Source organism: Vreelandella sulfidaeris (assembly GCF_042429665.1).
GTDB lineage: Bacteria > Pseudomonadota > Gammaproteobacteria > Pseudomonadales > Halomonadaceae > Vreelandella.
The window spans coordinates 693,724-705,876 of sequence record NZ_JBHMAC010000010.1 but is presented as its reverse complement, the minus strand read 5'-3'; the positions used below and the strand labels follow the sequence as shown (position 1 = coordinate 705,876).

Below are 12,153 nucleotides of genomic sequence, written 5' to 3'. Positions count from 1 at the left end.
AAAATTGTGTGTACAGACGATTGTCAAGTTGCTTACAGATTACCTTAGCCCAAAGAATAATACGTGACGATCAAAACATCTTTCGCTGTCGAAATTCACGCGGGTCGATGCGCCACTTCGCCAGCCTCGATGCAAGCGTCGTCGGCTTAATACCCAGCAGCTCAGCAGCGCCACCCGCCCCAGACACTTTACCGCCTGCCTGAGTCAAGGCAATGACAGCACTCTCACGCTGCTGCTGGCTGAGTGCCTGCTCGGTTAACAACGCGGCTTCAGGTGACGGCTGCTGAGAGTGGGGCAACGGATACAAGCGTTCAAGCGAACGCGGCGTTTCCCCCAACAGCAGATCATCGAACGTTACGCGTCTATCCTGAGTCACGATCACCTGTCGCTCGATGATGTTTTCCAGCTCACGAATATTGCCAGGCCAAGCATAGCGTTGCAGCAGCTCCACTTGGGCGGGTGGAATACGTACTCCCGGCTTATTGAATTTAAGGCAGGCACGCTGCAAAAAGTGACGCGCCAGTAGCGGCACATCCTCAGTGCGATAGCGCAACGGCACCGAACCAATAGGAAAGACATTTAGGCGAAAATAGAGATCTTCGCGAAAATGCCCAGCCTTGATCATCTCGCGCAGATCACGGTTGGTAGCGGCAATCACCCGGACATCGACGTTGAGTGTCCGGCTATCACCCACTCGTTCAAACTGCTGATCCTGTAAGACGCGCAGCAGTTTACTCTGCAGTTCCAGGGGAATTTCGCCGACTTCATCCAGAAAAAGCGTTCCCCCATGGGCCAGCTCAAAACGCCCCGGGCGATCCTGCACCGCGCCGGTGAACGCCCCTTTTACATGGCCGAAAAACTCGCTCTCAAACAGGTCGCGGGGAATAGCGGCGCAGTTAACGCGAATGAGAGGACGATCACTTCGCGTACCCCCTGCATGAATGGCTCTGGCGATCAGCTCTTTCCCGGTCCCCGACTCACCGCTAATCAGCACGTTGGCACTGGTCGGGGCCACCATTTCTATCTGCTCAACCAGTTTTGCCACCGCCGGGCTATGGCCCACAATGTCACGGTAATTTAGCTCTGCTTTTATTTCCTCTTGCAGATATTCATTTTCAAGCTCCAGACGCTGCTTGAGCGTCTCAACTTCGGCAAGCGCATCGCGTAATTGCTGCTCGGCGTGCTTGCGTTCGCGTATATCGCGAAACAGCACCACCGCTCCGACTAAACGGCCCATTTCAAAAATGGGCGTGCTGGTGTATTCGACCGGAATCGCTTCACCATTCTTGTGCCAGAACACTTCATTATCGACACGGTGTACCTGACCGTCGCTAAACGAGGCATGAATCGAACACTGCTGAACCGGAAAATGACTGCCATCGGCGTGAGTATGGTGAAACATGAGATGGGCGTCATGATTAACCATATCCTCGGTGCTCCAGCCTAAAATGCGTTCGGCGGCAGGGTTAACAAAGGTAGTTTTGCCTTCTGAATCCAAGCCATAAATACCCTCGCCCGCCGCGCCAAGAATCAGCTGGTTCTGTTTTTCAATACGATCAAACACCTGTTCCACTCGCTGCCAGCCCACCTCTCCCTGGCGATGCTGCCGTCCCAATTCCGCCTTGGCTCGCCGCTGCTCGGCAGCGTGGCGGTCAATCAGCGTCAATAATAGCTGCTCGGTACCTTCGATAGATTGCGCGTATACCTCTACTCGATAAGGTTGACGCTGCATATCGAGTATCACCAGGTCATCCGACCAAGCCGCCTTATTCTCCAGCGCTTCACCCGTAAAACTGATCCATAGCGCCAACGACGCACTCAGCCGATGACTAAAGGGAACTGCTAACAGCAACGACGCTTCAATGCCCAGCCATGTACAGGCTGCTGGATTAGCGGCCGTTAACTGGTCGGTAAAAGGGTTAACGACCATCATCGCGAGAGGGGAATGCTCGCTCATCAGGGCTGATGCAATATTGGACGCAGAGACTCGCTCATCCATTGGCTTACTACCTTATGGTTCGCAGGTGATCGTTCGAATTACCATTCAACTCCCACGCCACTTACGAATTTTCGTCAATAAAACAACGAAATATCGTTAATTACGATTTTTCGTTTGTTTATATCCCCCTATATTTGGACTAACAAAAAAGACGTTAAACGTTACAAATCAGACAGTTAAAAAACTAAACATAAAGTTGGCACACATATCGCACTACATATTGCCAAGTGCCGGTGCAAGGGCAAGGCCATGCCGACTAAGCATCCTTTTTGCACCAAGAAGACGCATGCAGTCGCTGGCTGCCCCATAAGGTCAGCGCCCATTCAAAACGAGCTAACCATTAGCCGAGCGGCTTGCGCTATTTAGAGCGAGAAACACTTACCTGCTTGAGAACAGGGTTAACTCACCACACTACCCAGGAGAGATAAGCATGTCGTACTTATTGCCTAGTGAATTTGTGACCAAGCTGGTGGACCAGGGTGAATCAAAAATCTACATGGGCACCCGAGACACCCTTATACGGGCCTTTATGGCAGGCGCCACCCTGGCGTTGGCCGTTATATTTGCCATCACTATCGCCACACAAACCGGCCATTTCCTGATTGGGGCACTGCTCTTTCCCGTGGGCTTTGTCATGCTTTATTTGATGGGCTATGACCTGTTAACCGGGGTGTTCATGCTGGTGCCTATTGCCTGGCTCGATAAAAGGCCCGGCGTTACCCTGCCCAGAATGCTCAAGTGTTGGGCCTTGGTGGGGCTGGGCAACCTTGGGGGCGCCCTGTTTATTGCCACCTTTGGCTATTTAAATTTCACCATGGGAGGCACGCAGGAAATCAACGCTGTCGGCCAAACCATGATGGCGGTGGGTGAAAGCCGAACGGTGGGCTACCAGGAGGCCGGGGTTGCTGGCTGGATCGTGCTTTTTCTGCGCGGCATGTTCTGTAACTGGATGGTCTCTATGGGCGTGGTGGGCGCTGCTATCTCCACCACGGTGTCCGGCAAGATCATGGCCATGTGGATGCCGATTATCGTCTTCTTCTACCTCGGTTTTGAGCATTCCGTGGTCAATATGTTCTTGTTCCCCATTGGCTTGATGATGGGCGCCGACTTCACTCTATATCAGTACATTATGTGGAACGAGATCCCTACCGTCTTAGGCAACCTGGTCGGTGGTCTGACGCTGGTCGGGCTGGTTCTTTACACCACCCACGTCCGTACCCAAGCCAAGAAAGTCTTATCTTGATCGCCACCTACCAACCGAAAAAGGGCGGCAACCGCCCTTCCTAATCAGGAGAACCCTCATGGATAAGCTTGAAATGCGCCACACCCTACTCGCCGCGAAAGCGCGCAAAAAAATGAGCTGGGACGATATTGGCAGCGCCATTGGCATGTCGCCAGTGTGGGTGGCCTCGGCCTGCTACGGCATGAATAGCGCCAGCAATGACATTGCCCATAAGCTTTGCGATACGCTTGGTGTGGAGAGCGATGTTGCCGATGCCCTGGTGGCTTTCCCCACCAAAGCCTGGGATGAAGCGATTCCCCAAGACCCGTTTATCTATCGCTTATATGAAGTGGTGGGCGTTTATGGCGAAACGCTGAAAGACGTGGTGCAGGAGAAGTTTGGTGACGGCATCATGAGCGCCATCGACTTCACCATGGAAGTGGACAAAGTCGAAGACCCCAAAGGTGACCGGGTACTGCTCACCTTGAACGGTAAATTTTTGCCCTATAAAGCCTGGTAAAAACTTACGTATACGCTTCTAGCCTGGCTACGCAGCGCTCGACAGCCCCGCGGTAACCGGCGCCGAACAGAAGCAGATGGTTCAACAACGGATAAAGCTGAAACAACGCTTCACGCCTCGGCCAATCGGTCGGGGCGTTGCCGTTCCAGTAGGCATCAAAAAAGGTATCACCCGGCGAACCAAACAGCGTCAGCATCGCCACATCTACCTCTGGGTAGTGACGATACACGGCAGGGTCGATGAGCGCTGGCCCCCGTGGTGTAGTGAGTACGTTGCCTGACCAACAATCACCATGCAGTAAGCTAGGCGGCACGTCGGGCAACCAGCGCTCCAGCTCATGAGCCTCGCGCTCGATACGCGTGCGCAGCTTTGTATCTAACAGACCCCGCTGAAAACACGCCTCGGCAAGTGGCAACAAGCGGCGTTCACGCTGAAAAACACGTCCATCGTCGAGCACTGCATTGGGCTGCGGCGTGTGGCCAGCGGCATTATCCTGATGCCAGCCGTGGGCATCGCCAGTAACGCTGTGCAGGGCGCGTAACCCTTCACCAAGCGCGCCCGCACTCTGCGGCCCGGCAGGCGCGGAGTCCAGCCACTCAATGATCAGCCAACCGTCCGCCACGCCCAGTACTTCCGGCACCACCAATTGTTCACAGGCGTTGCGCAAGGTGCGTAGCCCGTCGGCTTCGCCGTGCAGGCGCGCGGCATCGTCATGCTTGATCACTACCTGCCCATCGGGCGTTTTCAAGCGATACACGGCGGCAATATCACCGCCGCTCAGCGGTTCTAGATCGCCTACCGGCGTTACCGCGATGGACTCCAACAACTGGCTTAGGGTGGCATCCATGTCACTCTCCCCATGTCGAAATTCCTAAACCCGCCCCGCGCTAGTCGTCGTCAGGGTGCCGCGGGGCGCCGTAAACCCCTCCATAGGCGCTACTTTTTCCATCCCTGGAAAAAGACCTCCGCTTTACCCTAACCCCGAGGCGCTTAAGCTATAGGCTAGCTTATATTTCAGCCTAATCTTTTATCGATCAGGCTCTCTAACTCAAGCTGATCATCGTGGAAGCGGCGGATGCCTTCGGCCAGCTTGTCGTTAGCCATGGCGTCCTGGTTATGGCCCCAACGAAACGCTGGCTCGCTCATTGGCTCCGGCTTATTGCCACTGCCTTTCCCCGCACTGATCTGCGCGGCAACGCTGCCTTCAGTGGCCTCCAGCTCTTCCAGCAAGGCAGGTGAAATGGTCAACCGTGGGCAACCTGCCAAGGCCAGCACCTGCCCGGTGGTACGGAAACTCGCCCCCATCACCACGGTATCAAAACCACCCTGGTTGGCCCGCTCGCAAACGCCTCGCACAAATTGAACGCCCGGGTCATTTTCCGGCGTGTAGTCACTGCCCGTCTCTTTTTTGTACCAATCGGTGACGCGGCCGACAAACGGCGAGATCAAGAACACCCCGGCATCAAAGCATGCCTGGGCCTGGGCATCGCTGAACAGCAGTGTCAGGTTGCACTGGATGCCTTCGCGTTCGAGCACCTCGGCGGCGCGGATGCCTTCCCAGGTCGAGGCCAGTTTGATCAACACGCGGTCACGCGATACACCACGCGCGTCATATAACTCGATTAACTCATGGGCTTTGGCAATGCTTGCCTGGGTATCGAACGACAGCCGGGCAGCGACTTCGGTAGAGACTCGCCCTGGCACAACGGCGGAAATTTCGCTGCCCATCGCTACCGCAAGGCGGTCAACGGCATGGGTTATCTGTTCTTCACGGCTGCCGCCGGACGCTTTGACACTCTTCAGCTCTTCATCAATCAGCGCTTGATAACCGGACAAACTAAACGCCTTGAGCAGCAGTGACGGATTGGTCGTGGCATCGTGCGGCTGGTAACGGCGAATAGCGTCAAGATCACCGGTGTCAGCGACGACGAGCGAGTGTTGCTTCAACTGTTGCAGTTGGCTGGTCATATTCTCTCCTTAAAATTTGTCCAATCCTGGCGCTTCTATTCAATGCTTTATTTAAACGCCGCCATGACGTTGTTCAAGGGCGGCATAATAGCGTGCATATACCGGCTGGTAGGCTGCGACGCGATCCGGATGTGGGTCGGCTAGCGACTGTGCATCCAGATGAACCAACCGTTCACACAACGCTTCAAGCGTTACGCCGTGGGCGCGCTGGTCGCACCATGCCGCCTGTATTGCTGCGCCTAGTGCTGCTGCATCGGTAATCTCAGGGCAAATCACCTGAGTATTGGTAATATCCGCCACCATCTGCCGCCAGACGGGACTATTAGCGCCGCCACCGATCAGCCGAATCTGGCTGGCGCCAGCCGTGATATCACCGAGTAATTCCAACCCATAGCGTAGCCCGAACGTGGCTCCTTCCACCACGGCCCGACACATATTTGCCTGGGTGGTGTTCAGGCTGGTCAAGCCTAGAAAGTCCGCCGAAGCATCCGGCAACATGGGCACCCGTTCGCCATTAAAGAAAGGCAGTACGGTGATACCTTCAGCCCCTACCGGGGAGCTAGCCACTTTCTCGCCAAAGGCTGCCAGGTCCAAGCCAAACAGCTCTCTTACTCGCGTAGTGGCTGACGTGACGTTCATGGTACAGATCAGCGGCAGCCAGCCACCGGTACTTGAACAGAAATTGGCTACCATGGCGTTGTCGCATTCCACCGGGGTCGCTGAGTAAGCGCAGACGGTGCCGGACGTGCCCAAGCTTAGCGTAATCAGCCCCGGGGTAATGTTGCCGGTGCCAATAGCACCCAGCATATTATCGCCGCCCCCAGAGGAAACTACCACCTGATCGCCAAGCCCCAACTCGCGAGCCACCACCGAGCGTACAAAGCCTACCGGTTCGTGGGCGTCGAGCACGCGAGGCAACACTTTTTCAGGGACCAATTCAGGTGCTATCTGGTTAAACACTTCAAGCTGCCAGCAGCGCTTTCGCGTATCGAAGTAGCCGGTACCCGAGGCATCACCCGAATCGGTGACACGCTCGCCAGTTAGCCAGAAATTGAGGTAGTCATGGGGCAGCAGCAAGGTTTCGATACGCTGATACGCAGTCGGATGCTGCTCGCGCAGCCAAGCAACCTTGGAGGCGGTATAGCCGGTTTGAAGTACCAGCCCCAGCTTATCCAGGCAGCCCGCCTCACCACCCAAGCGAGCGACCAAATCAGCGTTCTGTGCGCTGGTTTCAGTGTCGCACCACAGCTTGGCGGGGTAGACCGGCACTCCATCCGCATCGAGCGCCACCATGCCGTGCTGCTGGCCCGACACTCCAATACCGCGTACCTGACTGGCTGACACGCCAGCGTTATCCAACGCGGCAAAAAAAGCGCCTTTCAAGGCCGCCAGCCACTCGGAGGGGGCCTGCTCACGACGGCCATGTTCACCTTCATCCAAACGATGAGGTCGGCTGGCCTCTGCCAGGATCATTCCTTTCTCAACGTCGACCACTACTACCTTGGTACTCTGGGTACCGCAATCTACCCCGATATACATCACAACGATCCTTTGGACGACACCAGGCCCTCTAGCGTAGCGCGAGCGCCATGGTCGTGCAGTGAATTGAGCGCCGTTAAGTAAGCCTCAACAAAGCGAGTGCTGTCGACTAAATCACCAAACAACTCACGATTTTCGATAAATGCGGTGGGCCGGGTACGATTCTCGGCCGCTATGGTCATGAGCGGCGCCTTTAATCGATCGACGATCTCAATAGGCTCACCTTGCTCGTCCACGCCTTCAGCGTAGCGCGCCCAACTGGCCACCACGGCAGCGCTGCGAACTATCTCGCCGCCCTGGGCTAACTGTTGACGAATCACCGGCACTAGCCATTTAGGAATACGGTCAGAGCTTTCAGCGCATAGTCTGGCCAGGGTATCTCTGATTTGCGGATTAGCGAAGCGCTCAATTAGCGTCAAGCGGTAGGTTTCAAGATCAACCCCCGGGACCGGCGCCAGCGTGGGTGTGCCCTCTTCGCGCATATAGCCGAGTAGAAAATCGACGAATAGCGGATCCTGACATACTTCGTGGGCGTAACGGTATCCTGCTAAATAGCCAAAATAGGTCAACGCCTGATGACTGGCATTCAACAGGCGCAGCTTCATTAGCTCGTAGGGTTCGACATCCTCCACGACCTGCACACCCACTTTTTCAAAGGCCGGGCGGCCAAGGGGGAAGTGGTCTTCCAGTACCCATTGGGTAAACGGCTCGCACACTACCGGCCACGCATCCTCTACCGTAAAGCGTTGGGCCAGTTCGTCAATATCGGTTGGCGACGTCACTGGCGTAATTCGATCCACCATCGCATTGGGAAACGCCACTTCCCGCATCAGCCAAGCGCCTAACTCGGCATCCCGCGCGGTCGCATAGGCACCGAACATGCGCTTGGCCACGTCACCATTACCTTGAATATTATCGCAGGACATCACGGTGAACGGCGCGGTGCCCCGAGCACGACGACGCGCCAATGCTTCCACCACCAGCCCAAAGCTGGTGGTGGGCTGAGTAGGATTGGCCAAGTCGGCATGCACCTGGGGATCCCCAAGATCGAATTCGCCACTGACTGGGTGAAAATTGTAGCCGCCTTCGGTTACCGTCAACGACACAATACGAATCGCCGGATCGGCCATCTGCTCAATCACCGCCTCGCGACTATCCGGGGCAAACAGGTAGTTCACCATGCTGCCAATCACTCTGGGTTCGTACTGACCATCGGGATGTTTGACCACCAGCGTATACAGGTAGTCCTGTGCTGCCAGCGCCTCTTGCATACGTTTGTCGCCAGGCATTACGCCTACGCCGACAATCCCCCAATCGAATGCTTCCCCCTGGTTCATCAGTGCATCCAGGTACATCGCCTGGTGGGCACGGTGAAAGCCGCCTACTCCGATATGTACGATGCCTGGGGTGAGCGCGCGACGGTCATAGCTCGGCGTGGCAACATCGGCGGTTAGATTGCCCAGGTTGTGATTGTTAAGTCGGGTCATGGGTACTCTCCAGCCAAGGCCTCTTGGCGCGATGTGGTAAATAAACGTGGCTAAGGCGGTCTAGAACGGTTAACGCCAACACTGGTCGGGAGGTAAACAACAGCGCTTAACCAACTGTGCATTGAGCATGTCTTTGTGATGAGTGCGTTCAATCGCCCCGGCGTGATCCTGGCCCATGTCTAACCATCGACGAACCAGCCGATCAACCAGCACGGCATCGTCAACCTCCAGAAACAGTGTCCAGTCAAACAGCGGGCGCAATTCTCGCCAGGGGGAGCGGTCCAGCAGTAGGTAATTGCCTTCCACAATCACGATGTGTTGCTCAAGGCTGATCAGTCGCCCGCCCGCTCGGGCTAAATCCAAGGGGCGGTCAAACACCGGCACGGCGACCGGTTGGTCGGCTTGGCGGATACGTTCAAGATCACAGCGCAGCCCCTGCACATCGAAGGTGTGTGGCGCGCCTTTTACCGGTATCTGCTGCTCGCCCAACACGGCGTTGTCAAAATGGTAGCCATCCATCGGCACTAACCCGGCGCGACCCGGCAAGCGTTCGTTAATGGCATCGCAGAGCCACTGGCCACGCACCGACTTACCCGCTCCCGGCGGCCCTGCCAGCGCGACCAAATAGCGCGAGGCACCTTCCGCGGCACGAATAATCTGGTCGGCTAACGCATCAAGATCCGGTGTCATAACGACCTCAGCTCATCCAGTTGCCGCCATCGACATTCAACGTCTGGGCAACCACATAGTCACTGTCGTGGCTGGCTAAAAATACCGCGGCACCGGTGTGGTCTTCGGGTAGCCCCATACGTCCAAACGGAACGGCTTCGCCCACCAAACGCTTCTTTTCACCTAGCGGACGCTTCTCATAACGGGCAAACAGCGCGTCGACCTCTGCCCACATCGGCGTATCGACCACACCCGGGGCGATGCCGTTAACGTTGATACCGTGCTTGATTAAATCAAGACCACTCGATTGAGTCAGGCTGATGACTGCTGCTTTGCTCGCGCAGTAAACGCTTACCAGGGCTTCACCGCGGCGCCCCGCTTGAGAGGCCATATTGATGATTTTTCCGCCTTGACCACGTTCGACCATGGAACGGGCAACGGCCTGTAGGGTAAAAAACATGCCCTTGGTATTGACCGCAAACTGCTTATCGAAGCTTTCCTCGGTCACTTCAAGCACCGGCGCCATATCGAAGACCGCGGCGTTATTGACCAAAATATCGATACCGCCAAAGCGCTGTGTCACCGCGTTCACCATGGCATCAATGGAGGCGTGGTCGCACACGTTCAGCGTCACCCCCATTACGTTTTCAGCCGCCGCTTGCTGCTCAAGCGTCGCCACCGCCGCATCGACGGCATGGGAGTCGATATCTGCCACCACCACGCTGGCCCCTTCCGTCAGGTAGCGTTGAGCAATGGCCAACCCAATGCCGCGTGCGCCGCCGGTGATCACTGCAATTTTGTGGCTTAGTTTCATGCTGTCTCTCTCGCTATCACGCTTACTATTTCGCTGAATATCAAGTGGGCCATGTCACTGATGACGACTATCGCTATGCCATCAGCCGTTAATGCGCAGAGCCGTTGCTTGAACACTAGGTGGCGCTGGCTTGCCACTCGTCCACCAGTGCTGCCAAGCCATGCATATGGTCGAGAATTCGCCACGCGCCGGCTTGGGTAAGGCGCGCCGATTGGCCGGCATCCACGTGGCTGGCGCCGACAAATCCAATCACGCACATGCCCGCCGCATGGGCCGCGGTGACGCCTGCTACGCTATCTTCGACGACGAGACAATCGCGAGGCACCTGGCCTAGCTGAGAGGCCGCCAAGCGATAGAGAGCGGGGTCGGGCTTGGGGTGTGCCACTTGATCGGCAGTAAAGATAGCCACGTCGCCAAAAGCGTCAGCCAGCTGCGTGCTCGCCAACGAGGCCAATACGCGACTGCGTCGACTGTTAGAGACGACCGCTTTTTCCAAGGCGATTCCACGAACGGCCTTCTCTGCTCCATCAATCGCTTTCAGTTCGCGCGCCAAGCGGGCCTCAATGGCACTATCGACCTGCTCGGTGGCATCAGGCGGCAGCGTATGCGCACTTAGCCGCTCCATATACGCCAGAATATCCGCCGTGGTCATGCCTAATGCCTGGCTAAGTCGCTCGGTGATATCCAGATCAGGCAGCCAACGCGTGAGATAGACCACCAGCGTATCTTCAGCAAGCGCCTCGCTATCGACCAGCACGCCATCACAGTCAAAGATTAGCGTCCTCATGCCGACTCCTCATCGGCACCCTGGGCACGGTTATCATGGCGAGTCAGTCCCGCCAGCGGATGCTGTTGCAAGCTCGTCAGCGCCAGTCCGTCGGCATCAAACAAGTGAGCGCGTTCGGGATCAAACCCAAAGCGCACGGTATCGTTGACCCGGTACGCGACGTCACCGTCGGCCATGATGGTGATGAGTTCATTGTCCATTTGGACGTAAAGCGAGGTTTGCCCACCCAGGCGTTCCAATACTTTGATCTGCCCGCGTAATGGCCCCTGCTCATCAAGCACCAGGTGTTCGGGGCGCACCCCTAGCTCAAGAGTGGCGTTACTTGCCAACGGCTGGCCGTCAACCGGCACGCTACGCTCACTGCCCCCGGGTAACCGTACTGCCACGCCTTCAGGCGACACGCCGGTCAACGTTACCGGCAGGAAATTCATTTTGGGTGAGCCAATAAAGCCCGCGACAAAGCGATTGCGGGGGTGATGATAAAGCGCCATGGGCGACCCCACCTGCTCCACCACGCCGTCGTGAAGTACGACGATCTTATCCGCCATCGTCATGGCTTCAATCTGGTCGTGGGTCACGTAGATCATGGTCGCGTCCAGCTCATCGTGCAGGCGCGCCAGCTCAATACGCATCTGCACGCGCAGGGCGGCATCCAGGTTGGAGAGCGGTTCGTCAAACAGGAAGATGCTTGGGTTACGCACGATCGCACGGCCAATCGCCACACGCTGGCGCTGGCCGCCTGAGAGCGCTTTGGGCTTACGATCCAACAGCGGTTCAAGCTGCAGGATTTTGGCTGCCTCCAACACCTTGGCGCGCCGCTGCTCTTTTGGAACACCGGCTAAACGCATGCTGAAGCCCATATTGCCTTCCACCGTCATGTGCGGGTAAAGCGCATAGCTTTGAAACACCATGGCGAGACCACGATCTGCCGGGGCGACATCATTGATACGCTGACCATCAATCACGATATCGCCGTCGGTGGCGCTTTCCAGCCCGGCAATCATGCGCATCAAGGTTGATTTACCGCAGCCGGAAGGACCCACGAAAACCACAAACTCGCGATCATTCACCTCCAGATCGATACCTTTGATCACCTCGGTGTCGCCGAAACGCTTGGTAATATTGTGTAGTTGTAGAGTTGCCATGAG

The 12,153-nt window shown here is 56.4% G+C and carries 11 protein-coding genes; 2 read left to right on the top strand and 9 right to left on the bottom strand.

The annotated features are described in order from the left end of the window. Positions 1 to 70 precede the first annotated feature (70 nt). The gene (locus ACFFLD_RS08195) at positions 71 to 1,999 is read right to left on the bottom strand and encodes a sigma 54-interacting transcriptional regulator (protein WP_386039004.1); all 1,929 of its coding nucleotides are present in this window, start codon (positions 1,997 to 1,999) and stop codon (positions 71 to 73) included. A 430-nt stretch (positions 2,000 to 2,429) separates the two neighbouring features. On the opposite strand from ACFFLD_RS08195, the gene ACFFLD_RS08190 reads away from it, so the two are divergent. Both ACFFLD_RS08190 and cynS read left to right on the top strand, forming a co-directional pair. Beyond that, positions 2,430 to 3,242, top strand: a complete 813-nt coding sequence (locus ACFFLD_RS08190) for a formate/nitrite transporter family protein (RefSeq protein WP_386039002.1) — start codon at positions 2,430 to 2,432, stop codon at positions 3,240 to 3,242. Positions 3,243 to 3,300: 58 nt separating this feature from the next. Beyond that, the gene (gene cynS / locus ACFFLD_RS08185; RefSeq protein ID WP_386039000.1) at positions 3,301 to 3,741 is read left to right on the top strand and encodes a cyanase; all 441 of its coding nucleotides are present in this window, start codon (positions 3,301 to 3,303) and stop codon (positions 3,739 to 3,741) included. A 4-nt stretch (positions 3,742 to 3,745) separates the two neighbouring features. Here cynS and ACFFLD_RS08180 read toward each other — a convergent pair whose 3' ends face one another. From ACFFLD_RS08180 to ACFFLD_RS08145, 8 genes are all read right to left on the bottom strand, one after another. Further along, positions 3,746 to 4,588, bottom strand: coding sequence for a fructosamine kinase family protein (locus tag ACFFLD_RS08180; protein ID WP_386038998.1), 843 nt, complete (start codon positions 4,586 to 4,588; stop codon positions 3,746 to 3,748). Positions 4,589 to 4,755: 167 nt separating this feature from the next. Then, on the bottom strand, positions 4,756 to 5,709 hold the full coding sequence (gene tal / locus ACFFLD_RS08175; RefSeq protein WP_386038996.1) for a transaldolase: 954 nt from the start codon (positions 5,707 to 5,709) through the stop codon (positions 4,756 to 4,758). Positions 5,710 to 5,760: 51 nt separating this feature from the next. After that, the gene (xylB, locus tag ACFFLD_RS08170) at positions 5,761 to 7,248 is read right to left on the bottom strand and encodes a xylulokinase (RefSeq protein ID WP_386038994.1); all 1,488 of its coding nucleotides are present in this window, start codon (positions 7,246 to 7,248) and stop codon (positions 5,761 to 5,763) included. After that, on the bottom strand, positions 7,248 to 8,735 hold the full coding sequence (locus ACFFLD_RS08165; RefSeq protein WP_386038993.1) for a mannitol dehydrogenase family protein: 1,488 nt from the start codon (positions 8,733 to 8,735) through the stop codon (positions 7,248 to 7,250). Before ACFFLD_RS08165 ends, xylB begins: the two co-directional genes overlap by 1 nt. Positions 8,736 to 8,804: 69 nt before the next feature. Continuing rightward, positions 8,805 to 9,425, bottom strand: a complete 621-nt coding sequence (locus ACFFLD_RS08160) for a nucleoside/nucleotide kinase family protein (protein ID WP_386038991.1) — start codon at positions 9,423 to 9,425, stop codon at positions 8,805 to 8,807. A 7-nt stretch (positions 9,426 to 9,432) separates the two neighbouring features. Further along, a complete protein-coding gene (locus tag ACFFLD_RS08155; RefSeq protein WP_386038989.1) occupies positions 9,433 to 10,218 on the bottom strand; it encodes an L-iditol 2-dehydrogenase in 786 nt (261 codons plus the stop codon). Positions 10,219 to 10,333: 115 nt separating this feature from the next. After that, positions 10,334 to 11,005 carry an HAD family hydrolase gene (locus tag ACFFLD_RS08150; protein ID WP_386038987.1) on the bottom strand — a complete coding sequence of 224 codons (672 nt, stop codon included), beginning with the start codon at positions 11,003 to 11,005 and terminating at the stop codon, positions 10,334 to 10,336. Continuing rightward, entirely contained in the window at positions 11,002 to 12,150 is a 1,149-nt protein-coding gene (locus tag ACFFLD_RS08145; protein ID WP_386038985.1) for an ABC transporter ATP-binding protein, read from the bottom strand. Before ACFFLD_RS08145 ends, ACFFLD_RS08150 begins: the two co-directional genes overlap by 4 nt. Positions 12,151 to 12,153: the final 3 nt, after the last annotated feature.

What these genes read in the sequence shown, in the direction of transcription:
- ACFFLD_RS08195 (WP_386039004.1), bottom strand. Translation starts at nt 1,999, where the DNA reads ATGGATGAGCGAGTCTCTGCGTCCAATATTGCATCAGCCCTGATGAGC.
- ACFFLD_RS08190 (WP_386039002.1), top strand. Translation starts at nt 2,430, where the DNA reads ATGTCGTACTTATTGCCTAGTGAATTTGTGACCAAGCTGGTGGACCAG.
- cynS (WP_386039000.1), top strand. Translation starts at nt 3,301, where the DNA reads ATGGATAAGCTTGAAATGCGCCACACCCTACTCGCCGCGAAAGCGCGC.
- ACFFLD_RS08180 (WP_386038998.1), bottom strand. Translation starts at nt 4,588, where the DNA reads ATGGATGCCACCCTAAGCCAGTTGTTGGAGTCCATCGCGGTAACGCCG.
- tal (WP_386038996.1), bottom strand. Translation starts at nt 5,709, where the DNA reads ATGACCAGCCAACTGCAACAGTTGAAGCAACACTCGCTCGTCGTCGCT.
- xylB (WP_386038994.1), bottom strand. Translation starts at nt 7,248, where the DNA reads ATGTATATCGGGGTAGATTGCGGTACCCAGAGTACCAAGGTAGTAGTG.
- ACFFLD_RS08165 (WP_386038993.1), bottom strand. Translation starts at nt 8,735, where the DNA reads ATGACCCGACTTAACAATCACAACCTGGGCAATCTAACCGCCGATGTT.
- ACFFLD_RS08160 (WP_386038991.1), bottom strand. Translation starts at nt 9,425, where the DNA reads ATGACACCGGATCTTGATGCGTTAGCCGACCAGATTATTCGTGCCGCG.
- ACFFLD_RS08155 (WP_386038989.1), bottom strand. Translation starts at nt 10,218, where the DNA reads ATGAAACTAAGCCACAAAATTGCAGTGATCACCGGCGGCGCACGCGGC.
- ACFFLD_RS08150 (WP_386038987.1), bottom strand. Translation starts at nt 11,005, where the DNA reads ATGAGGACGCTAATCTTTGACTGTGATGGCGTGCTGGTCGATAGCGAG.
- ACFFLD_RS08145 (WP_386038985.1), bottom strand. Translation starts at nt 12,150, where the DNA reads ATGGCAACTCTACAACTACACAATATTACCAAGCGTTTCGGCGACACC.